Genomic DNA, 23,939 nt, shown 5'->3' with positions numbered 1-23,939 from the left:
TTTACCTGACTGCACAGCGGTTAGGACCCGTTTCCATTTCTCGTTTCTCTTCTTCTTCAGGTATCATTTTCCCCATATTCGTTTCTCTGATTTTCTCGTAACTATTTGGTTGAGGAGGAAGATTTTCTGTTACAGTTTTTCGGAATTCATTATTATCCTCAATATTTAAACCATGATTTTCTTTATATAAATCACCAAGTTTGTGTGAGATACTTCCATCTTTATTCATTTCCTTCATACTCATAAAATGAGCCGGTAAAACCAATAATTCTTCTCTTAAGGTTTTGTATGTGGAATATAAAGTTTTACGAAGATCCCCTACCCAGTCTTCTGCCTTCCCTGCTAAGTCAGGACGACCGATTGAGTCGATAAATAATATATCACCAGTTAGTAGATATTGATCGTCTACAATAAAAGATGTACTTCCAATTGTGTGACCAGGAGAATAGATTGCTTTTATTGAAGTCTCTCCAACTTTAATCTCTGTCTCATTCGTTAGCTTTTCATATGGGAATTGTACCTCTTCAGCATCTTTAGGTGATAGATAATAAGGGACGTTATATTCCTGAGCTAGTTTGGGGCCTCCAGATATATGATCGGCATGCAAGTGAGTATCTAGTATAGCCGTAACCGTTCCATTATTTGTACGAACAAATTCTTTGTATTGATCAGTGATTCTACTGGAATCTACAAATACAATTTCTCCTTTTGAAACGATAGCATATGATAAACACCCTTTACCTATTCGAACAAATTGGTATAGTGACCCTCCTTGAACGTCTCCAATTTTCACGGGCTCTAGGTATTCACTCCAAGCTTCCATTCCCCCATCAACAGAGTAAATATTCTCCATTCCAGCATCTACTAACATTTGAGCTGTTTTGGTGGAGGAATTCCCCTTTGCACAAATTACATATATCTCATCATTCTGAGGTAATTTTGTTTTAATAGTAGAAATGTCTTCCTTCAATTTTGAAAATGGTTCATTAATGATTTTTACATTTTTCCCCTCTACTTTCCAATCATCAAACGCATCTTTCGGTCTAACATCTAGAATAAAAAGTGATTCACCTCTGATGATTTTCTTTGTAAGCTCCTTGGCAGTTATTTCTTTGAAACTGTTATTCATTATAAAAACCTCCTAGAAATATTTTTTCCTTATTAATGTACATTATCCTTAAAATCAAATTTCAAACCACATAGGGATAGGGGTATCTAAATTGAGTCTTTTTTCCCATCTAAATCAAAAGGAACAATACAAGTGTACTGTTCCCTTTTTTATTTATTCAATGCTTCCATTCCAATCAAGCATTCCACCATTAATATTTATAACATTATACCCTTGATACTCAAGAAATTGAACGGCTTGACTGCTTCTACCACCAGATTGACAAATCACATAATACTGCTTCTTTTTGTCCAATTCATTCATTCGAAACTCCAATAATCTTAGTGGAATATTCACTGCAGAAGGAATCTTTTCTTTTTGCACTTCAGCCACTTCTCTTACATCTAAAATATTTAGAGATTCACCTAAAAGTAGCTTTTCATTAACTTCATTTACTGTGACTGTTTTCATTGCTCTCTCTCCTAACACTTTGCATATTCTTTGTTAGTTCCAGGAGTTCATTCCACCTTTTACGTTTATTACTGAGGAAAATCCTGACTTTGTTAAAATTTTACTAGCTTGCGCACTTCTCATTCCACTTTGACAAATAACGATAACGTCTTTTTCTTTGGATAATTTTTCAGAGCCCCTAGAAATAGTTTGTAGAGGGATATTTTTAAAACCTTTTATATGATTTTGTTTAAATTCACCTTGTGTTCTCACATCAATAAATTGTATGTTGGGATCTCCTAATAGTTTTCTTAATTCAGTTGTTGATATTTGATTGCTATTCTTTCCTGGCTTCATTTTCATTACATATAAAAGTATAAAAACGGCAAGAATGATCAATCCTAAAAATTCCAAATCTAAGCACCTCTTTTAAAAAATCTGTTACCCTCAATATATACCTATATGGGTATTTTGTCAACGTTTATATTTCCTTCAGATATGGTTGTGTATCTGTTGAATTTTTTTTGGTAAATTCATTTCTACACAAAAACTTCACGTTTATCCATTATAATATAGTCAAAATACACATTTAAGACTGATTGTTAGGAGAGTATGAATATGAAAACGTGGCGCGTACTCATAGTAGATGATGAGCCGGAAATGAGACGATTGTTATCCCTTTACTTAAATAAAGAAAACTATGTTTGCCTCCAGGCTGAAAATGGAATAAAAGCCCTTGAAATTCATAGTAAAATGCAAGTTGATTTAATGATTGTTGATATTATGATGCCTTTCATGGACGGTTTTCAGTTGCTCAAAGAAGTTCGTCAAACAAGTGATACCCCTTTTATATTCTTATCAGCAAAAGGTGATGATTACGATAAAGTGACTGGTCTAAAGCTTGGAAGTGATGATTATATGGTCAAGCCTTTTAATCCTGATGAGCTATTAGCTAGGGTTGAAGGGATTCTAAGAAGGTCATATGGCTTACCAAAAGAACAACAGTCCATGACTGAAGAGTTTGGACCAGTTACGTTCAACCTTTCTTCCAGAACGGTTAGCATTCATGACATTTCATTACGATTAACTTTGAAAGAATACGAATTATTTCTTTTTCTAGCTCGTAATAAAGGAAGGGTCTATACACGGGAACAGCTTTTAAACCAAATTTGGGGGAATGATTATACCGGTAGCGACCGAACAGTTGATACACACATAAAAACTTTACGTATTAAATTAAAGAACCATGGAAATTTAATTGAAACTGTATGGGGCCTCGGGTATAAATTTGAGGATAAGTCATGAAGATTCGAAATTATTCGTTACGGAAGAAAGTATCCCTACTATTATTGATTACTCTATTTTTCACTATTGTTTTTTCGTTTCTGTTTATTCATTTTCTTTACAAGGACCTTTATATTGGAACTGTAAAACAATCCCTTCTCTACCAAGGGCAACGGACAGCAGATCATTATCACTATGGTGATGTTAGTGGAAATGTAAAAGATAAGATTCTTTGGTATAATGTCATATCTCCTTACGAGGTAACTGTAAACGATAATCTTGAAGAATTAGTTAATAGTTTTCCTTATGACATTAATCATCAAACTTTCCTAACTAAGTCTGATAGAACTCAATTAGCTGAAGGTCATTATGTAATAAAAGAAGGCTATGTAAATGAATTTAATCGGAATGTAATCGGAGCTATTTTTCCACTTATGAACGAAGAAAAGAATATGGGGTATTTATTCATTTACACCCCCTTAGCAGAAATGACTGAAGTATTTAGTAAAGGAATACCTATTTTAGTTCTAACTGGGCTGATTTTCTATTTTATTCTTTATATTATCATTCATACATCCTTACGGTCCCTTTTTAAGCCAGTAGCAGAAATGCAAATGTTTTCTAATAAAGTAGCTCGTGGTGATTTTAGTGAAAGACTGAATGTCAAAACGGATGACGAAATGGAAGAGTTGGCTATAACTTTTAATAGCATGGTGGATTCCCTTCAACATCAGGAGATTCGTAAGAGGCAATTCCTTTCCAATGTAGCACATGAGTTACGTACACCCCTTACTTATATTGGCGGCTATGCAAGAGCATTAACAGATAAAATTCAAACCAATCCCAGTGAAATAGAGGAGAGTTTACACCTCATTCAAAATGAAGCTGTGCGAATGCAAAAATTAATTACTGAATTGTTAGAGTTAAACAAGCTTGAAGACTCCTCCTTCTCATTAGAAAAGGAACCGGTTGTTTTATCGCAGCTCATTATGGATTCTATCACCCTAATGAATCCACTTGCACAGTCAAAGAGCATTCAGCTTCATCATAAGCTTGATGAGGAATTGATTATCGATGGTGACCCGAACCGTATTTTACAGGTTTTTTATAATGTATTAGATAATGCAATAAAATACTCCAGCACAAACAGTAGGATCCATATACAAACCTATGAATCAAACAGGCAAGCTGTTGTGGAAATTCAGGATAAGGGAATTGGAATCCCAGCTAAGTCATTATCACAAATTGGCGAAAGGTTTTATCGATCAGACCTTTCAAGAACAAGAGATACTGGCGGTTATGGACTAGGTTTATCCATAGCGAAAGAAATCATGAACAAACACAATGGCACTTTGAAATTAGATAGTACAGAGGGAAAAGGAACAACGGTCTATCTTTCATTTCCATTATTCGAATAAAAAATCCTGAGACAGCATGCTGTCTCAGGATTTTTATTTAGGAGAATAAATTTTTTATCGCTTTAAAGAAATTAGCTATTGCTTCTAATAATCCACTAAAGAAATCCGATACCTTTTGCCCAAAACCTTCATCATTTACAAGGTTTTTTATCGTTGTTTGAATATCTTTTGTTAAATCTTCAAGTTGCTGTTGAACGTTATCAAAATTAATATCCAGTGATCTCATCTTCTCAAATAAATCAATTAAAAGTTGTCTATCCTCGGGACTTAATTCAATATTCATGCTTTTCAACTTTTCTTCTACAATCTTTTCTACTTCTTCTTTAGTAGCAGGATTTTGCTCAGCAATTTCCTTCTTAATTTCTGTTAATAATTCACTGACCTTCTCTTTGTCAATCCCTGCTTCTTTTGCAAGTTCAGTAGCTACATTTAGTTCTTCATTTGCTACTTCCATCCGAACTGTATCAAGCTTCTCTCCACTTACATCATATGCTTTATAAATCCCTACTAAAGCGGAGTGTCCACTCACTTTGACCGGGGAAGCGACTTCTACGGTTGCATTTTCTACACCTGCTGTTAATAAAGCATTTGCATACATTGAATTGGTCACTTCTGTAATATTTTCAGGTGTTACAATGTCTACTGTTAAGCCTTCTCCTTTTTCATGTCTGGTTATTTTTGCAGAAGAAAACATTCTGGCATTTCTGTTCTCACCTTCAATATAATTTACAAGGTCTTCTCCTGTGGCAGTAAATTCTTCAACTTGATCACCTGGATGAATGTCTAATTTTTCTTGTACTTTTTCTTTCTGATCAGCTGAAAGTGTCTCACCGTACACTACAATTGGTAAGCCGAACTTTTCGTTTATACTATCGTGATCCGATGCATAAACATTTGATCCTGTAAAGATGCTAAACAATAGTGAAAAAAGCATGATTATACTTAAGTTTTTTTTCATAGTCGAACTCCCTTTTGTTTTATCATTAAAGACGAACCATTAAAAAGTCCACACAAAAAACATTATAGTAGAATGCATGAACTTTTTCTATTATACTATTAGACGAAAAAAATTTGCATGCGTCACATAACCTTAACCTTTTCACTATTATATCAAAATGAGTTTCTATATTCTAATCAGAATAAAAACATAAAACTGAAGGTACATTACCTACCTTAGCTTTATCGACTTAATACTGGAAGAGGTAACACTACTTCTACACATGTACCATTTGAATTACTAGAAATATTTACCTTCCCAAAATGATTTTCGACAATTTGCTTACTAACCATAATACCTAATCCTGTACCATTCGATTTGGTTGTAAAAAAAGGTTCTCCAATCCGACTTAATACCTCTTTTGGAATTCCACTACCTTCATCAATGAAACGGATGAAGATTTCATTGTTAACCTCTTCTAGTTCAATCATTACTTTTCCACCGACGTCCATCGCTTCAAGTGCATTTTTAATAAAGTTAATAAATACTTGCTTCATTTGGTTTTCGTCACAAATGATGATACAGGTATGCTTTTCATATTTATAAATAATCTCAATGTTCTTCATTATGGCATCTGTATTAATCAAAGTGACAACATGTTGAATCAATACTAATAAATCAATTTCCTTCATGTCTGACACTTTAGGTTTTGCCAAAGCAAGTAATTCATTTAAGATCAGTTCAATTCTGCTCATTTCAGAAGTGATGACATCAAAGTAATACTCCTTAGGGGAACTCTCATGCTTCATTAATTGAATAAATCCTTTTATAGATGTGATAGGATTTCTAATTTCATGGGCAATTCCTGCTGCTAGTTGACCAGCCACAGACAATTTCTCTGATCTAATCATCAGTTCCTCTGTTATTTTTCTTTCGGATAAATCACGAATGATCACATGGGAAGCCAGCTTATTTTCAAAATATGTAGGAATGGCCTTTACTTCTACATCCACTTCGGTACCATCCAAACAAATTAGCTTTTCTGCTTGTGGTAAAACAGACTCCCCCTTATTTAAAACGTTTATCCTTTTCAATACTTGATCTTTAAAATCAGGATGAATAAAATCCAAGAGATTTCTATTGATAACCTCGTTTTTATCCTTCGCCTTTAATAGTTTTACTCCTGTGTCATTAATGTATAGGCAAACTCCATTACGATTAATCATTACTGTATCGGGAGATAGTTCAACCATTCTTCTATATAGCTCTTCTTTATTTTTTAGTTGTTCTTCGTTTGATTTAATGGAAGAAATATTTTTAGCAATTCCATAAACTCCAATAATTTCATTGCAAGCTTCAACAGGGAATAGCGTCATATTTAATTCAACTGGATATCCTGCTTTATGATATATTTTCAAGTCAAAATTTTGAATACTTCCTTCTGTAACTTGTGAAAAATGATTGATGGTGGAGGGTAAAAACCTTTGGGGTAAGAACTCTTTGAAGTTTTTGTGTTGTAATTGGCTTGGAGTAAGTCCTGAGATCTGTTGACACGATTCATTTGTATAAATAATTGTTCCATCTAGATCAAAAACAAATAAACCATCAGCATTACTTGTAAATGAGATTTGATTAGATTGAAGCTTTTGGTTTATATATTCATATAATTGACATTTCTTCCGTTGAGCTTCATCAGACAATGTTTTCTCTCCTCCCTACCAAAGTACTAAAATTACCTTTATATACTATTCTACATAAAATTCACTATTTTGCATAAGACTTTTTAAAAAATCAGAAATTTCTTTATTTTATCGGCTATAATTCAAAAATTTTTATAAAAGTCTAATCAAAAAAGTGCTTAGCTACCACCTCCATCCAGGTTCTCTACTGTTCTTATTAAAGAAAACTAGAGTCTTAGATAGGAAAAGATAGCCAAGCACTTTCCTTCATTTTAGATTTTTACAAAATGTCGATCCAGATCTTTATAGCTGTACCTAAAATTAAAATCGCAAGAATCATTTGTAATATTTTCGTATTCATTTTCTTCCCTGCCATTGCTCCTAGTGGCGAAGCAATTAGACTCGCTACTACCATAATCATGGCAGGCAAATAATCTACTTGCCCAGTTGTAATTTTCCCTATAGTTGAGCCGATCGACGATATCAATGTGATAGCAAGTGAAGAGGCAATTGTCATTCGTGTTGGAATCTTCAGTACTACAAGCATAATCGGTACTAATAGGAAAGCACCGGCTGCTCCTACAATACCAGCACCTACACCAACAATTAAAGCAAGTCCTGCTGCTAACCATTTATTAAACGAAACTTCATCTAATTTAATGTCGTCAATACCTTTTTTAGGAATAAACATCATGATTGCTGCAATTAGCGCAAGAATACCATAAACAATATTTATTCCAGCTTCACTCATAAACTTAGATCCATATCCTCCGACGAAACTACCTATTAAAATACTTACACCCATGTAAGTGATAAGTTTCTTATTTAGGTAGCCACCTTTACGGTATGCCCATACGCCACCAAGTGTAGCAAAGAATACTTGAACTGCACTAATACCAGATACTTCATGTGCAGAAAAAGTGGCTACTCCTAACAATGGCGGGATATAAAGTAACATTGGATATTTAATGATGCTACCTCCGATACCCACCATTCCTGATATATAAGATCCAATAAATCCGATGAGAAAAATGGTTATAATAAAAGCCAAATCCATTTGTTAACTCCCCCTTCTATGAAAATGGGAACCAATTTCATAGGTTCCCATTTTGTTAAATGCTCTATTTTTTCTTACAACTCCTCTTAACGCACGGCACAACGATTAGGTCCAATTTCCATTTCACGTTGTTTCTCTTCATCAGGAGTGATTTTACCCATGTTTGTTTCACGGATTTCTTGATATGCATTCGGTTGTGGAGGTAAGTTTTCAGAAACAAGCTTTCTAAACTCTTCTTCGTTATCAATATTTAAACCGTGATTTTTATCAAATAGTTTTCCTAGTTTTTCACCAACAGAACCATCATCATTTAGCTCATCCATTATCATAAAGTGAGCCGGAAGGACAACTAGTTCCATTGACAGCTTTTTGTAGCGTGAATATAAACTTTCTCTTAAATCTGCTACCCAGTCTTCAGCTTTTCCAGCTAAATCCGGGCGGCCAATACTATCGATAAATAATATATCACCTGATAATAAATATTTTTCATCAACAACAAAGGATGTAGAACCAATCGTATGTCCAGGTGAATATAAGGCATTAATATCGATTGTTGTGTTCCCTACCTTCACATTATTTCCATCCTCTAAAGCTGAATATTTAAACGTAACTTCCTCAGCATCTTTTGGTGGTAGCCAATAGGTTGCATTTGTCACTTCTGAGATTTTTCTTCCTCCAGAAATGTGATCAGCATGCAAGTGAGTATCGAATACATGTGTAATTTTTACATCTTTTTCTTTTGCAAAATTAACAAATACATCTGTCATACGAGTCGCATCTACAATAGCCGCTTCTCCTTCAGATACAACCATGTAAGATAGGCATCCTTTTCCTAATCTTACAAACTGATACAGTTCTCCACCATTGGTCAAATCCCCAACCTTAACAGGCTCTAAGTGTTCGCTCCAAGATTTCATTCCGCCTTCAAGATAGGATACATCTTTTCCTTCATCAGAAAGCATCTCTGCTACCATGATAGATGATCCTTCCTTAGCACAAACAACAAGAATCTCTTTATCGTTTGGTAGCTGATCTAAAATTTCTTCTACTCCATCCAAAAGATCAAAGTACGGAATGTTTAAATAGTTGAAGTTTTCTCCTTCAATTTTCCAATCCTGAAATGCATCTTCATTTCGAACATCTAAAATAAATAGACTTTCTTTTTTCGTTACTTTTTGTGCTACTTCTTTTGACTTCATTGGTCTAACTGCCATAACTCTAACCTCCGATTTGTAATCATTTTTTCACTAAATTACTTAACATCCGATTCAACATCAAAAGACCATTCACTCATGCCTGGAACGACATTGATGACGTTGGAAAATCCTTTTTCAGCTAATTGCTGAGCTGCCATATCACTGCGATTACCTGTACGACAGACTACATAAATGTTCTTATCTTTATCAAGTTCATTTGAACGACTTTCAAGCTCTCCTAATGGAATAGAAACAGCACCTGGAATATGTTTAAAGGCATATTCTGCTTTTTCCCTTACATCTAAAACAATTACTTGATCATCATTAAGTTTGCTGGCTAGTTCATCATTATCTATTACTGCTTCATGTTTTCTTTCTGCTGTATCTTCGCCACTTGATTTGCGAATAAAATGCTTTAACACATCGCCTTCTTCAACTGTTCCTAGATAATCATGCCCTGCACTTCTTGCCCAAGCTTCAAGGTCAGCTTTAGAACCTTTATCCGTTGCCTGAATTTCGATCACTTGACCTGCTTCTAAGTTATTGATTGCTTTTTTTGTTTTTACGATTGGCATTGGACATGCTAATCCTTTTGCATCTAATAAGAAATTTGATTCAATAGTATTCATTCAAATACCTCCGATTACCACATAGGGTATATTTTCATTTAAAAAAATTTAGATGAATAAGTTTACATTTCCATTTTCAGCATCTGCTAAATATGCAGCTACTCCTGCATATTCTATTTCATCATGCAATTCATCTTTATCAAGTCCTAGTAAATCCATCGTCATTGTACATGCTACTAACTTCACATCTTGTTCTTTAGCCATTTCAATCAAATCTGGCAAAGGCATTGCATTGTGTTTTTTCATTACACCTTTAATCATTTTAGGACCCATTCCCATGAAGTTCATGTTTGATAGACCTAGTTTATCTGCGCCACGTGGCATCATTTTCCCGAACATTTTTTCCATAAATCCTTTTTTCACTGGGACCATTTCTTCTTTTCTTAAAGCATTTAGTCCCCAGAAAGTGTGAAAAATGGTTACTTCATGATCATATGCCGCAGCACCATTTGCAATAATATAAGCTGCCATGGCTTTATCGTAATCTCCGCTAAAAAGAATAATATTAGTTGATTTTGTTTCTGACATTAGTTTTTCTCCTCCTATATACTATAAGGGGTATGTTTCCCCTCAAAAAAATTTAGCCTTTTTTAATCCAGAATGTAAATACGTTATTTTCTTCTGTTGAGTCAATCAATTCATGTCCTGTTGATTTTGCCCATGCTGTTAAATCACTTTTGGCACCTTTATCAGTTGTTTGTACTTCAAGAATTTGTCCTGCTTCAATTTCCTTAATTGCTTTTCGTGTTTTAACGATTGGCATCGGACAAGCTAGCCCTTTTGCGTCTAAAATTTTATCTGCGTTCATTTATAATTCCTCCTAAATAGTTAGTATCAATAAAATACCTATAAGGGTATACTAAAGGATATAAAAAAAGTTGTCAATACTTTTAGTTATCTACTTTTCACTAATAAATTTACCGCTTCCTTTACTAATTCCTCGGTATTTTCTCCCGATTCTCTTGAATCTTTTACGCATTCAACAAGATTTAAACTAACAATTAAGCCTACGGAACGGTCAAGAGCGGTTTTTGCAGCTGATAGCTGGGAGATCACATCTTTACAATCTTCTCCTTGCTCCATCATTCTTAATATTCCTCGGAGCTGCCCTTCAACACGTTTTATTCGATTCTTAACTTGAGTATTGTATTCCATAAAGACACCTCCAATTGGCTGTTGTTTTCTTGCTACATTCACAATAATATACCCTACTAGGTATTAAGTCAAGGGGTATTTTAAAATTTCTTTTCGTATATATTTCCCTTAGTCTAATATGAAGACTCTTTTAGCAAAGCATGTTGTCTATTAATGGTTCAACAAATATGTCCTAGATGGTGAGGGTGAATACTTCGCTTCGGCACGAGGGCTTTGACCAGGGTCGACAAGCATACGCCGATTCTGTCGGAAAGGCGCTTTCCCTATTTGGCAGAATTGACTTATGACTACGAGCCTTAAGGCCCGGTGCTAGATAGTGAGACCCCGCAGGACAAAGGAGGACCAATTCACGCCACGATGCAATAACAATCAGCCACTATTCGCTATATCAAAAGCAACAAAATTTCCGAAAGCCAATATAAAAGAGTAAGTGAGAATCAAGACATCTACTGTACTCTTTTATACCCCACTGTAAACATAATCACTAAATAAGATAAAATGTGGTTTGTCTTTTTGCCATAAATTCTACTTTGTCATTTATTAATGCCACAGGTTCTTCTAAATATATGGGGACAAATTGGTTCCATTCTGGAATAAATTGCTTAATATTAAATTCCATGGCATAAATAGTATTCGATGTTAAAGGTAGATCTCCTCGAATGGGAACTTCATCTTGATGATCATATAAACCGATTACTGCTCCAGTTTCGTGACAATGAACTCCTAGAGGATGAGAATAAATCATAGCCTCTATCTCTTCTTCTCTTGCTTTCGCCTTTGCTCTTTTAAATACTTCGTTTCCTGTTCTACCGGCTTTCATCTCATTTGATAGAAGATCTTCGAATCGTAATGCCGTTTTAAATGCATCTTGAATTCCTGCTGGGGGTTCCTTTTCACCAGTCTCTAAAACATAGGCCAACTGTTGTGTATCTGTGGAGAGTCCTAAATACTGGATCCCAAAATCGAGATGAATGATATCACCTTGTCTAATGATTTCCCCTTCTAATCTGTCCCTATCAGAACCCCTTCTTTGAATATCAACGGTTGGGAAAAAGGAGGTTTCAATTCCTAAATCGAGCACTCTCTGACGAATCCAATCTACAACATCTTCAGTTGTTGATATACCTGGATGTATAACTGCATTTGATAAAGCTTCTTCAGCTAGCCCCCTTGCTAATTCTGCAATCATTGGATAAGCAATCATTTCTTTTCTACTTCTAATCGAAAGCCAATCGATTATTACATTTTGGGCACTAACAAATTTGTCAGTAAACTCATCTAACACCATACTCAAATGTTCAAAGTGGGAATGACTTAATCCATCACAAGCTGCAAGAGAGTGTGAGTAATTTAACCCAATTGAATTAGGGTTCACCTTTTCGACTACTCTTCTTAATGACTCCCATTGGTCGTATTCTTGTTCCCATATGCGCTCATAAAAAGGTTCGAAACTTGGATTAGGATGGATAACGCATCGTTTCAAGTGATCATCTTCATTTAAATAAAATACAAGAATGGTTAGTCTTCTTGAACCATCGATGGATGAAGGATACAGAGTTTTTAATACAGGGTCTTCGTTATATTCTCTTCCCACTACAATCCACATATGAAGATTATTCTTCTTCATTAATTGGGGTAATAAAGTATTTAGACGATGAAATAACCAACGATTTTGAGTTTCTTCCCTCTTTTTCAAAGGTAAAATGGAAGGTAAATCCACACTATTAATATTTCCTCTCACTTATACCCCTCCTAGCACTTCCTTTTTCAAATAGTGAACAATGGATTCTAAATGCTTCATTGAACATATATCTTCCTCTAATAAAGGTACCTTATACAATTCTTGCTTCTTGAATTTCTTTTCCATTAACTGTATGTAATCCTTTTCTTGCTCTTTTCTTTTTTTGAGGAATAAACCATCCGCTTCATCGGGAAGGACTTTATTTACTATTAGACTTTGGATATCTAATCCATGTTTGGACATTAACTCTACTGCTTTTTCCGTTTCCAGGATAGGGAGTCGCTCAGGAATTAATACGAACAGAAACCTCGTCTCTTTTTTATTTAAGAGAATACTGCGCACCTTTGCAAATCTCTCTCTCCTTTTTTGAAGAACTTCATAGATTGGGTCTTCAACAGGTTCACCATCATTTAATAGTTGTGTATAGTTATGGTTGGTTTTCTTTCTTCTTTCAAGCATCCCATCCATCCATACTCCCATTAACTCTGGTAAGGTCAAGAGTCGAATAGTGTGGCCGGTTGGTGCTGTATCAAAGATCATTTTATCAAAATGCAGATTTTCTTCTAATATGATTGAAACCATTCGATCAAATAATGCAGCTTCCTCGGCCCCTGGTGCTGAAGAAGCCATGTCTATTTGGCGATGAACTTCATCAACCATTTTGGATTTTATCATCCCCTTTAAATTACTCTTTACTTCTTTAATATATTGTTTTGTTTCTGATTCAGGGTTAATTTCAATCCCCCATAAGTTTTCAAGTAATAATGTTTTCTTCCCATTTAATTCTTGATGAAATATATCTCCTAGGTTGTGAGCTGGATCGGTTGAAATGATAAGAGTTTTCTTTCCCATTTTTGCATACATTAATGCAAGTGCAGAAGCAGTTGTGGATTTACCCACTCCCCCCTTCCCACCTACAAAAATAATGGAGTGTTCTAGTTCAAGCATTTTAAAACCGCCTTTTTCGATTCTTCATTAACAGCATCTCATTCCATCCAAAGGAGAATGTTCCATACCCATCCTTAGATGCCATTCATGGAATTTTTCAATCATATAAGGATAAAGCTCTAAAGTATAATAGAAAACAGGGTTTGGTAATCCAATCATTTCAGAGTATAACAGTAGTAAAAATAAATCATCTTCATCTCTAAGTTCTCTTGCAATCTCCGTTTTGTGAGGAAGTCGAATCATATCATCATACAGTTCGATTATCCTTTTCAGTTTATTCTTCAAAGATGAATCCAATTCTATCTCCTCCCTTCTATCAAATTCTGAATAGTAGAATGGTAATCTTTTAACTCTTCAATATATAAACCGTTTATGAATACCGATTGTCTCTTTATGCAAAACAAGAGATTCTTCAATGCACTTAACATTGTAATGTTTTTATTAACTACGTGTTTAATTAGATAAAAGAGAATGGTAAACACATTTCTAGGATCACAATACATCATTGAAACGTGCTCTTCATACTTATCTATCGTTTCGCAATATAAGTTTGCAAGAGATTTTCTTTCCTGGTCATGATGTGAGAAATCTTGATCCATTGTGATGAACCCGTCACCACTAATACCTCCACATCATCCCATTCCTACTTCAAGCTCCGAACGAATCATCATGATTTCTATCATATAGACACTCCTCCCTCATTTAACAAAATGAAAAAAAGTGAAGGAATATCCTTCTTCACTTTTTTTCATCGGCAACAATCAAAGAATACATGAAATAGTTGAAAGCCCCTTTAGATAACTTTGGTCACCTATTACATTAATTCCTAAGCCGTAAATTGAGTATGATCATCATTCTTCTTTCCAAGAGTGGAAGCTGCTGTAATCAATATCCATAAGGTGAAAATCAAGATAATGCTACCAAATATAAATAAAAGCATGTTACCTTCGGACTCCCCGAAACCTGACCACTCGAATACTACCTGATGAATCATTGCCCACAAGGTCATAAACATAAGGAAGAGCATTGGAATCAACGTAGCAATATAATTCCTTCCTTGTCGTTTAAGCCAAATAGTAATTAAAAGCAAACTTATTCCAGCTAGTAACTGATTTGAAGTTCCAAATAATGGCCAAAGCAGATACCCACCTGAACCAAATCCTTTAGGTCCTTGAGGTAATAAAGTTAAAGCAGCACTGGAAACTACTGCAATTGAAGTAGCTACATGGGTATTCGTCAATTTCTTTACATTGTACTCTTCACCAAGTTCGGCAATAATGTAACGCATTAATCGCACGGAAGAATCTAGAGTAGTTGCTGCAAAACTTACGATAATAACAGATACAATGGTCGCTGCTATATCAGCTGGTATTCCAACGCCCGTTGCAAGCTGGCCAGCTCCTTTAATGAAAACACCCAAACCAGCTCCGCTTGCAGCAGCAAATCCACTATATGTGGCTTGAAATTCCTCGACATTTGGGAAGAAGGTAATACAAGCTATTATCGCAATAAGCGCTAATGCCCCTTCCCCTACTGCACCTAAATACCCAACAAATCGTGCATCTGTTTCATTATTTAACTGTTTGGATGAAGTTCCTGACGATACTAAGCCATGAAATCCTGAAATTGCACCACAAGCTATTGTGATAAACAATAGTGGGAACCAGGATACGTCTGCTGAGCTATTGGTCATAGGAGCTGTAATTTCCGGATTAGTAAATAATAGCCCTAAATATAATAACCCCAGTCCAACAATTAATTGGTGAGAATTTATATAATCTCTTGGTTGCAGAAGCTTCCAAACCGGCAAAGTAGAAGCTATGTATACGTAGATCATTAAAATGATGATCCATACAAAGAACGCCATGCTGGTCGTACTTAATCCAAACACCCCAGTTGCATCCTGCCCTCCGAAATATTTAACTAGATCGATTTGGAGAAATCCTACACGACTAGCAATTATTGCAGATAAATACATCACTGCAAGAGCAACAATTGAAGGTAACAGCATACTTCCATTCCGTTTATAAACGGCATGTCCTATCCATACAGCTAATGGGATTTGAATAAAGACAGAAAGTACACTTGCAGGGAACGTAATAAATAAATTTGCAATAACCCATGCAAAGACCGCATTTACCATTAATACAAGTATTAAGATGATGAACAGAAATAAAACTTTTGCCCTTTTCCCAATTAACTTATTTGCTAACGAACCAACAGATTGCCCCTTATTTCTAACGGAAAGAACCAAAGTACCAAAATCATGTACACCCGCAGCAAAAACAGTACCTAATATTACCCATAAGAAGGCTGGGAGCCATCCCCAGTATACTGCTATCGCTGGACCAACAATCGGAGCTGCACCTGCTACTGATGTAAAGTGATGTCCCCACAAAACAAACTTATTCGTTGGTACAAAATCGACACCATCTTTATATTGATGAGCAGGTGTAACGTAATTTGGATCTAATCGGTATACTCGTTCCGCAATAAGTTTGGAATAATACCGATATCCTAAAAAGAACACAATCCCACCAATAATAGCCAACCATATTCCACCCATAAAACTCCTCCTTAACTATAGCTTTTTTGCCTGTACACAAAACAAACTTATGAATTCTGAATATTTTGAATGTACACGCTTACTTTATCTTACAATTCGTTGGTATTGATTTCAATAAGAACATTCACTCATCTTCAATCAAAAACCCTAAGGTACTTATTATTCATGAAAAATAAAAACAGACTGATTCTTAAAGAATCAGTCTGTAGGGTTCATAAATAAATTTGTAAAAACAAGCATTATCGAACGATAATACTATCTTCATCAGTTGGGTCGACTGCTTGTGGAATATCGACAGTTGTTCTTAAGACTGTTTGGTTTGCATCAGAAGTTAGCGGGTGGTCATGCTGGGTAGGAAATTGAAAGGAAACCTTCTTTTCTTCACCTGCATGAATTGTACCAATTTTGTTTAAGATGATGGTTTCAATTTCCCTTTCATGAAAACAAAAGTCGCTATCTTGTTTATCTTCCTCATATTTAAGAAGTAATAGGAGTTGTATATTGTTGATGGGTTGATCTGCCATACCTCCTTGTAACACTACTTCCCCTTCTATCACATCTCCTTGAGAGATTTTAGGATTACGAACAATCGTATCCACTTTTACATGTCCAATTCCAATGCTTGATAAAAACTGTTTTATCATTTTATTAGCACCTTTCAATCATTGATTTGTCATAATGGTATCAAGTTTCTATCTTATTCGTCCACTCATACATATTCTGCTAAATATCCGGAAAGAATATCAGAGAAAATTAGAAAGGAAGGGATTACTCATGCGAAAAGTTTTTTTATCCATTTTAGTTGTCTTTATTATGAGCCTTGGCATAGGGTCTTTCGCCACAGCTGAGGGAGAGCAGCAAAACCCCCAAGTAAAGCTAACTGAAGAGCAAAAATCAGAGTTAAGTAAACTACATGATGAAATGCTGGCAACGAAAAAGGAACTCATTAATAAATATGTGGAATATGGTGTTTTCACAAAAGAACAAGGTGATACCATGTTAAAAATGCTGGAAAAAAAGCATGAAAAATTAAAGGAAAATGATTTTATGATGAGATGGCATCCACATCATGGAAAATTGAAACAAGATTCCAATCAATAACCTATTGATAAATGCTTCAACTAATTTTTTCAAAAAGGCTAATCCTCTTTATATGAAGTAGGATTAGCCTTTTATTTTTTTATAAGGCTCATACCGCAAAGAATGTTGTTTTCAAATGTTAGGTCTACATAAGGCTCTGTCAACTAGTGTGTGCTTAATGGTGACAGAAAACATTTTTTTATAGACAGGATTTCTAATTATCAAGCAAAAATAGACCACCACTCTAACTCTCTTGAACTGCAATCAACCACCACTCTAACCTTAAAAAGCAACAAAAAAAGAGCCTTATGTATTGCTATTCTTAAAAGCATTCGAAAATCTATCACAAAAATACTGTATCGTTCATTATTTCTCCAAGGAGTTTGCTTATTTCATAGATAAAAGCAGATCATTAAATGTAAATCATTTATTACATTTTTTGAAGGATTTTCACTACTTCTTTTATTTGATTCATTGAAACATCATAATGAGTTGTAAACCGAACTGATGTTGGACCAAACGAAACAGCCAATACGCCCATTTCTTTTAGTTGAATTACAAACTGTTCTGCTGAGATTCCCCTGTTCTTTACATCTGCCACAACAATATTCGTATCTACATCATTTATGACTTCGATCCCTTTACAGTTTTGAAGAGCTTCCTGTAGAATTTTGGCTTTTTGATGATCTTCTTCCAACCGTTCTCTCATCGTTGTAAGTGCTACAAGTCCCGGGGCTGCAATTATCCCTACTTGTCTTAAGCCTCCGCCTAACCTCTTTCTCCATTTTCTAGCTCTTTTAATAAAATTTTTATCTCCTGCGATAATAGAGCCAACAGGTGCACCTAATCCTTTTGACAAGCAAATTTGCACTGTATCGCAATGAATTGTGAAATCTTTAACATCTCGTCCACTTGCACTTGCTGCATTAAATAACCGTGCCCCATCTACATGAACTGGAATTGAATATTCTTTCCCAATAGAATATATAGCTTCCATATTTTGAGGAGAAATAATTGCTCCTCCTGCGCGATTGTGGGTGTTCTCTAAGCATATTAATCCTGTTTCTGGAAAATGCTGATCTTCTACACGAATGGAAGCTTCTACATTTGCTGGATCCATCGCTCCTTTTACACCAGGAAGTGTTCGTGTTTGAACACCGGCCAAAGCTGCAACAGCCCCGGATTCATAATAAAATATATGAGAGTTCTCTTCTAATAGAATTTCATTACCAGGTCTCGTATGGGTTAAAACAGCAATTTGATTACCTTGCGTACCACTTGTAACGAACAGTGCATCTTCCTTCCCTAAAATAGATGCCGCTTTTTCTTCAAGATTTCGAACCGTTGGATCCTCTCCATAAATGTCGTCTCCTACTTCTGCACGATATGAAGCTAACCTCATTTCTTCTGTAGGTTTTGTAACTGTATCGCTTCTTAAATCTATCATCTCTTCTACCTCCTCTAATAAATCATAATGACCATAGTATAACAAACTATGATTTTTTATCCTTGTACGAACTTTTCGTCATAGCTCTCTCTATTATGTTATTGTAAACAACAATCTTTGCGAAAAGAGCATTCATAAACTCTAGAGTATGAGTGAAGATTGAAGTGGATGAGGATTGACTCATAAGGTCATCATCAAAACAAATGTCAAAAGTAATGAACGCCCCCAAAAACACAATACAATATACCTACAAAAAATATAATTATAGGAATATTCTAAACATTTCACCTTTTTTTGTGATACTATTTTAGTTAATTACTTCATTAAATTACTGAAATAAAGGGTAACACCATATAGAGGAGACAGAGGAAATGACCATTGGTGCAAAAATCCGCTACCATCGTCTTAGAAAAAAGTTAACACAAGAAGATCTTTCAAAGGGAATTATATCAGTATCGTACCTCTCAAAACTTGAAAACAATCAAATAACTCCTTCTAATGACATTATTCAGCTCCTATGTTCTCGGTTAGGAGTATCTAGTTTACTGCACAACCAAAACGATTTAAGCAAGCAACTAGACCAATGGAATCAATCTTTACTCTGGAACAATCTTAAAGAAGCAGAATCCATACATAATAAGATAAAAGAGAGTTTAGAACATACGGATGAATTGATGCCACAATTATTTTACAAAGTGCTTTGTATTCGATTTCATTTAATTCATTCAGAAATGAACTTTGCATCTAAATTCATAGTGGAAATCCAATCGAATTATAAAGAATTATCTGATAAATTAAAGTTTTATTATCATAAATATAAAGGGAATTATTATTATTTACTTCAAAATCATGACAAGGCAAGAGATGAATTAAAAGAAGCAGAAAATTATTATGTACTTGGTAATGTTATTAATGAAGATGAACGGGCAGATTTGTATTATTTGTTTAGTTTAGTCCTAACCCGACTTCATCAGTATCGACTCGCTATATATTATGGTGAACAATCCTTGTCTATTTTTCAAGGTGTGTACTTTCAAAAAAGATGCGCTGAGGTACATTTGTTGTTAGGAATCTGTTTTAGAAGAATTCGATATAACGAAGAGGCTTTAAAGCATTATGAATGGTCCAATATGATTAGTCAGTCTATCCATTACACTAGTTTACATGCCAAGGTAGAACAGAATCTGGGCTATTTAAAATCTGGCATGAATAAGAGTGAAGAAGCCATTGAACATTACACACGGAGCATTCAACTGAAAGAATGTGATATTGAAGGTAGACTAAATTCCATCTTATCATTAGTAAAAGAATATTATAAAAAAAATCACTTCTCACATGTTGGCTCATGGTTATCGGAGGGGCTTAAACTTTGTTCAAAAGAGGTTTACCCAGAAAAATTCTATCAATTATCATACTATCAATATGCTTTAAATGACTTCCCAAAAGGATTTGAATCATTTATGGAGGATTATTCATTACCATTTTATAAAAAGAATGGGAATTCGCTTCTTTACGCAGAATACTCGAAACTGTTCGGACATTATTACCAGCAAGCCAGAAAATATAAAAAAGCTGCATTTCATTTAAATGAAGCCAATTCCATTTATGAAGATATGCTTTCACTTTAGGAGGTGATGAAATGAAAAAGTTTAAGAAGCTATTGATTGTAACTAGCTTAACTGCAATGGCACTAGCGGGAGTTGTTGTCATCAACTCACCAGAAGAAGACTTCCCGCCGTTTAGCAGTAAATTATAATCCACATTAAAGACTGTAAACAATAATGTAAGTATTTCAGTTACTGTGGGGAAAATTTAAAATAACAAGCTAAATATCATCCGAACTCTCAGATTAACTCACACACAAGAAAAGCTCAGAGCTATTAATTCTGAGCTTTTCTTTTTAAGATGCGTTTATTTCATAATAGCCCCCTAAAGTTCAGTAATGCTTTAATCATTTTCTTTTATTACTGTTCCATTATTTCTAATAATCCATCATCATCCATATTTCGAATGGTTATAATTAATGGCCAGTCTTTTCAATACTATTGTAAATTTTCAGGTGGCTCTACTGAATGTGACTGGGAACTAATTTCATTAAACAAATCATTTTCATTTTTGGGGTTCAATGCTGACATTGTTGGTTGGTTAGGTTTAAAATCTGATAAATTAGCAGACTTCCATGAAGGGTTAAGGATGAGTTGTTTCAGTGCAAATATTTCCTGTCTTAATAGCTGAATATCTTCATTTGAAGCAGGTTGTTTATTGGGATTAAGGACAAACCCTAACTGTCCATTTGGCTCAAGAGTCGCTTCCTTGATATCTTTAATAGAAGAAATTTGATTTTGTCTTAGTTTCATTTCTAACTGATCCACAGAAAAGCGAAGTTTTCGTAGTGTATCAACTTGTAATTCACCATTTTTGATTAGAACCTTTGCTCTTCCGGAAATGAATTTCTCAAACAAATCTATTTTTAACTGGGCATACTCAATGATAATCAATGAGAGAACGAGCATTAATCCTACGATAAGTGTTGACCAAATACCTTCCCCTGCAATTGGCTGTACTAATAAAGAACCAATTCCAATCATAATCACTACTTGAGCAAGTGACATTTGAGAAATAGACTTTCTTCCTGCTATTCTTAAAAGCAGCGTCCCTCCAATGACAATTATTACTGCTTTCCAAAGTAGACTAACATCCATAAACCACTCCCCCCTTTCCTTTTATACTTATTGTATCTAGTCTTTGAATTCATTCAATAAATATACCTTCGAATTTAAGTCACAAATGGAAATTTTCTGAATAAAGAGATATAGTATTAACTGTATACATATAAAAGGAGGGATTTACTTTGTCTAAACAATTTGATAAAAATTTAGAGAGATACGCTGACTTAATTGTTCGCGTAGGATTAAATTTACAAAAAGATCAGGAGTTATTAATCTCTGCTCCAATTTCAGCCTATAAGTTCGTTCGTCATGTAACTGCTAAAGCCTATGATGCTGGTGCATTAAACGTGCTGACAGATTATTATGATGAAGAGATTAAAAAAATCAGATTAGAAAAATCTTCTGAAGAAGGATTAAAGGCTTTCCCACATTGGAAGGCAAAAGGCTTTATTGAAATGGCGGAAAATAACGTTGCAGTTCTAAATTTAGCTGCACCAAATCCATCACTTCTAAAGGATTCAGATCCAACGAGAGTCGCTATATTAAACAAAGCTTCAGCCGAAGCAATGAAAGATTTTTCCACTTATATTGGTGGCGGGAAAATAAGCTGGTTAATTGCGGCTTACCCAACAATTGAGTGGGCTCAAAGTGTATTTCCTGATCTTGACCAAGAAGCTTCAATAGAAAAGCTCTGGGATAAGATTTTCTATACAACACGAACTGATCAAGACAATACGGTTGATTTATGGGAAAGACATATTGAAGAACTGAATAAAAACGCTCGCCGTTTAAACGAGCAGGGATATAAGAAACTACACTATAAAGCACCTGGTACTGACTTATCTATTGAATTTGACCCGCAAACAAAATGGATTAGTGCCCAGTTTACAAATGATCAAAACATTCCGTTCGTTCCTAATTTACCAACAGAAGAAGTTTTTACGATACCTGTAAAAACAGGAGTAAACGGTGTTGTTACAAGTACAAAACCTCTTAATTACAGCGGCACATTAATAAAGAACTTTTCTTTAACCTTCAAAAATGGTAAGGTAGTAGATTTCTCAGCAGAAGAGGGCTATGAAACATTAAAAAATCTTCTAGAAACTGATGAAGGTTCTTCTTATCTTGGTGAGGTAGCCTTAGTTCCGCATAACTCACCTATTTCAAATACGAATATCATTTTTAACAACACACTATTCGATGAAAATGCATCTTGCCATATTGCACTTGGAAGAGCTTTATCTGTTTGTGTTGAAAATGGCAAAGAAATGAGTCCTGAGCAATTACGAAAAGTAGGATTTAATGAAAGCATGATTCATGTAGATTTTATGATTGGTTCTGCTGACTTGAATATTGATGGTGAAAAAGAAGACGGTTCCATCGAATCCATTTTCAGAAATGGTGATTGGGTGTAAATTAAATCGTTAATTTGCCTTGACCTATATTACATCTATTGTAATATAGGTTTTTTATAAGCTTTCTTAAAGATAAGAAAGTAGTAGATGATTTACCTACAACCCCATTTCCCCAGAAATCAACAAGAAGTATTAACTGATCCTTAAAAATGCCAAAAATTGCATGTAATATGACAAAATAATTTCATTTATAACATGTTCAATACTAAACATTTCCCTTACAATAGAGATATACCTCTTTAAGGAGCGATGTATTTTGGCAATCAAACATAAGCGTACCTTTTTTTGGGGAGGGATTGTACTTTTTACTCTCCTCTCAATATATACAATTTTCCGCACCACCAACGTAGAATCTAGCGAGAAAACTTTGTCAGCAGTGGAGAAGTACCCTACCGTCTTTATACACGGTTACAAAGGAACATATAATTCATTTAAAACGATGCTTGATCGCTTTGAAAATCAGCATGGTTGGGGACAGAAGACACTTGAGATTTACGTTTCTGAAGAAGGAAACGTTTCATATAAGGGAATAATCCCTAAAAACCCCTCTTCTCCTCCACTCGTTCAGGTTATCTTTGAAAATAATCGTTCATCTTTAGATAAACAAGCTATATGGTTAGAGAATGCAATGAAGCTTTTACATCAACAATTTCAAGTTGATAACATAAATCTCGTAGGGCATTCAATGGGAGGTTTAGCCTCTACCAAATATCTAGAGAATAGTTTTAATAAAAAGTTGGTTCCAAGAACACATAAATTTATTACCATTGCCACTCCCTTCTTAGGAGTAACGAAGGAATCTTATGATCAAATTAACACAGGATCCGCTGTCATCGACTTAAAACCTGAGTCACGTGCATTAAAGAAGTTATTCATAAACCGTCATACAATTCCTTCAAATATACAAGTCTTGTCCATTGCAGGTTCTGGTGATGATGTTGTGAATGTAGCAAGTGCCTTAGGAAGTGAACAACTCTTTGAACAAAATGAGTTCCATTCAAAAATTGTTTATGATCCTTCTATTTCTCATAGTGGATTACATGAAACCGTTAAAGTAGACCGTCATGTTGGTGACTTCCTTTGGGGAAGATAAGCTAACTCTTTATTGCTTACCCTTTTTGGGTAAGTTTTTTTCGTTTTAATGGAAAGTTGCCAATTCT

The 23,939-nt window shown here is 34.8% G+C and carries 24 protein-coding genes; 6 read left to right on the top strand and 18 right to left on the bottom strand.

Annotated features, from left to right (window positions below):
- Position 1 precedes the first annotated feature (1 nt).
- From IQI_RS14055 to IQI_RS14045, 3 genes are all read right to left on the bottom strand, one after another.
- Positions 2-1,129 carry an MBL fold metallo-hydrolase gene (locus IQI_RS14055; protein ID WP_064093286.1) on the bottom strand — a complete coding sequence of 376 codons (1,128 nt, stop codon included), beginning with the start codon at positions 1,127-1,129 and terminating at the stop codon, positions 2-4.
- A 153-nt stretch (positions 1,130-1,282) separates the two neighbouring features.
- A complete protein-coding gene (locus IQI_RS14050; protein WP_064093285.1) occupies positions 1,283-1,579 on the bottom strand; it encodes a rhodanese-like domain-containing protein in 297 nt (98 codons plus the stop codon).
- A gap of 33 nt (positions 1,580-1,612) precedes the next feature.
- Positions 1,613-1,972, bottom strand: a complete 360-nt coding sequence (locus tag IQI_RS14045) for a rhodanese-like domain-containing protein (RefSeq protein WP_064093284.1) — start codon at positions 1,970-1,972, stop codon at positions 1,613-1,615.
- 204 nt (positions 1,973-2,176) lie between these two features.
- On the opposite strand from IQI_RS14045, the gene IQI_RS14040 reads away from it, so the two are divergent.
- Together IQI_RS14040 and IQI_RS14035 are read left to right on the top strand one after the other, a co-directional pair.
- The gene (locus tag IQI_RS14040; protein WP_064093283.1) at positions 2,177-2,863 is read left to right on the top strand and encodes a response regulator transcription factor; all 687 of its coding nucleotides are present in this window, start codon (positions 2,177-2,179) and stop codon (positions 2,861-2,863) included.
- On the top strand, positions 2,860-4,260 hold the full coding sequence (locus tag IQI_RS14035; RefSeq protein WP_064093282.1) for a sensor histidine kinase: 1,401 nt from the start codon (positions 2,860-2,862) through the stop codon (positions 4,258-4,260). The genes IQI_RS14040 and IQI_RS14035 overlap by 4 nt, the downstream gene beginning before the upstream one ends.
- Before the next feature lie 37 nt (positions 4,261-4,297).
- Here the strand turns inward: IQI_RS14035 and IQI_RS14030 are convergent, their stop codons facing one another.
- The 13 genes from IQI_RS14030 to IQI_RS13965 form a co-directional block, all read right to left on the bottom strand.
- Positions 4,298-5,218 (bottom strand): DUF1002 domain-containing protein, encoded by a 921-nt coding sequence (locus IQI_RS14030; protein WP_064093281.1) that lies wholly within the window; start codon positions 5,216-5,218, stop codon positions 4,298-4,300.
- Between the two features lie 221 nt (positions 5,219-5,439).
- On the bottom strand, positions 5,440-6,897 hold the full coding sequence (locus tag IQI_RS14025) for a PAS domain-containing sensor histidine kinase (protein ID WP_064093280.1): 1,458 nt from the start codon (positions 6,895-6,897) through the stop codon (positions 5,440-5,442).
- A gap of 259 nt (positions 6,898-7,156) precedes the next feature.
- Positions 7,157-7,933, bottom strand: a complete 777-nt coding sequence (locus IQI_RS14020) for a sulfite exporter TauE/SafE family protein (RefSeq protein ID WP_064093279.1) — start codon at positions 7,931-7,933, stop codon at positions 7,157-7,159.
- 86 nt (positions 7,934-8,019) lie between these two features.
- The gene (locus IQI_RS14015) at positions 8,020-9,147 is read right to left on the bottom strand and encodes an MBL fold metallo-hydrolase (protein ID WP_064093278.1); all 1,128 of its coding nucleotides are present in this window, start codon (positions 9,145-9,147) and stop codon (positions 8,020-8,022) included.
- A gap of 38 nt (positions 9,148-9,185) precedes the next feature.
- Entirely contained in the window at positions 9,186-9,758 is a 573-nt protein-coding gene (locus tag IQI_RS14010) for a sulfurtransferase TusA family protein (RefSeq protein WP_064093277.1), read from the bottom strand.
- 48 nt (positions 9,759-9,806) lie between these two features.
- Entirely contained in the window at positions 9,807-10,286 is a 480-nt protein-coding gene (locus tag IQI_RS14005; protein WP_064093276.1) for a DsrE/DsrF/DrsH-like family protein, read from the bottom strand.
- A 52-nt stretch (positions 10,287-10,338) separates the two neighbouring features.
- Positions 10,339-10,566 carry a sulfurtransferase TusA family protein gene (locus tag IQI_RS14000; protein WP_064093275.1) on the bottom strand — a complete coding sequence of 76 codons (228 nt, stop codon included), beginning with the start codon at positions 10,564-10,566 and terminating at the stop codon, positions 10,339-10,341.
- A gap of 86 nt (positions 10,567-10,652) precedes the next feature.
- Positions 10,653-10,913: a metal-sensitive transcriptional regulator gene (locus IQI_RS13995; RefSeq protein WP_064093274.1), complete on the bottom strand. Its 261-nt coding sequence runs from the start codon at positions 10,911-10,913 to the stop codon at positions 10,653-10,655.
- Positions 10,914-11,397: 484 nt separating this feature from the next.
- Complete coding sequence (locus tag IQI_RS13990) at positions 11,398-12,654, bottom strand: M24 family metallopeptidase (protein ID WP_064093273.1); 1,257 nt, start codon at positions 12,652-12,654, stop codon at positions 11,398-11,400.
- Positions 12,655-13,602 (bottom strand): ArsA family ATPase, encoded by a 948-nt coding sequence (locus tag IQI_RS13985; RefSeq protein WP_064093272.1) that lies wholly within the window; start codon positions 13,600-13,602, stop codon positions 12,655-12,657. It abuts the gene before it with no gap.
- A 27-nt stretch (positions 13,603-13,629) separates the two neighbouring features.
- Positions 13,630-13,887 (bottom strand): cory-CC-star protein, encoded by a 258-nt coding sequence (locus IQI_RS13980; protein WP_156509936.1) that lies wholly within the window; start codon positions 13,885-13,887, stop codon positions 13,630-13,632.
- Between the two features lie 541 nt (positions 13,888-14,428).
- The gene (locus IQI_RS13970; RefSeq protein ID WP_064093270.1) at positions 14,429-16,168 is read right to left on the bottom strand and encodes a carbon starvation CstA family protein; all 1,740 of its coding nucleotides are present in this window, start codon (positions 16,166-16,168) and stop codon (positions 14,429-14,431) included.
- Between the two features lie 239 nt (positions 16,169-16,407).
- The gene (locus IQI_RS13965) at positions 16,408-16,812 is read right to left on the bottom strand and encodes a sporulation protein (protein ID WP_064093269.1); all 405 of its coding nucleotides are present in this window, start codon (positions 16,810-16,812) and stop codon (positions 16,408-16,410) included.
- A 130-nt stretch (positions 16,813-16,942) separates the two neighbouring features.
- Here IQI_RS13965 and IQI_RS13960 point away from each other — a divergent pair, with 130 nt between their 5' ends.
- The gene (locus IQI_RS13960) at positions 16,943-17,269 is read left to right on the top strand and encodes a YckD family protein (protein WP_197489755.1); all 327 of its coding nucleotides are present in this window, start codon (positions 16,943-16,945) and stop codon (positions 17,267-17,269) included.
- Between the two features lie 409 nt (positions 17,270-17,678).
- Here IQI_RS13960 and IQI_RS13955 read toward each other — a convergent pair whose 3' ends face one another.
- Entirely contained in the window at positions 17,679-18,695 is a 1,017-nt protein-coding gene (locus tag IQI_RS13955; protein ID WP_064093268.1) for a threonine aldolase family protein, read from the bottom strand.
- Positions 18,696-19,066: 371 nt separating this feature from the next.
- On the opposite strand from IQI_RS13955, the gene IQI_RS13950 reads away from it, so the two are divergent.
- On the top strand, positions 19,067-20,323 hold the full coding sequence (locus IQI_RS13950) for a helix-turn-helix domain-containing protein (protein WP_064093267.1): 1,257 nt from the start codon (positions 19,067-19,069) through the stop codon (positions 20,321-20,323).
- Positions 20,324-20,737: 414 nt separating this feature from the next.
- Here IQI_RS13950 and IQI_RS13945 read toward each other — a convergent pair whose 3' ends face one another.
- Positions 20,738-21,397 (bottom strand): DUF421 domain-containing protein, encoded by a 660-nt coding sequence (locus IQI_RS13945; RefSeq protein WP_064093266.1) that lies wholly within the window; start codon positions 21,395-21,397, stop codon positions 20,738-20,740.
- Between the two features lie 149 nt (positions 21,398-21,546).
- Here IQI_RS13945 and IQI_RS13940 point away from each other — a divergent pair, with 149 nt between their 5' ends.
- Together IQI_RS13940 and IQI_RS13935 are read left to right on the top strand one after the other, a co-directional pair.
- A complete protein-coding gene (locus tag IQI_RS13940; RefSeq protein WP_064093265.1) occupies positions 21,547-22,779 on the top strand; it encodes an aminopeptidase in 1,233 nt (410 codons plus the stop codon).
- A gap of 256 nt (positions 22,780-23,035) precedes the next feature.
- A complete protein-coding gene (locus IQI_RS13935) occupies positions 23,036-23,872 on the top strand; it encodes an alpha/beta hydrolase (RefSeq protein ID WP_064093264.1) in 837 nt (278 codons plus the stop codon).
- Positions 23,873-23,939: the final 67 nt, after the last annotated feature.

The organism is Rossellomorea aquimaris TF-12 (genome assembly GCF_001648555.1).
GTDB classification, from domain to species: Bacteria; Bacillota; Bacilli; order Bacillales; family Bacillaceae_B; genus Rossellomorea; species Rossellomorea aquimaris.
The sequence above is the reverse complement of the archived record's forward strand: the minus strand, read 5'-3'. Positions and strand labels throughout refer to the sequence as shown.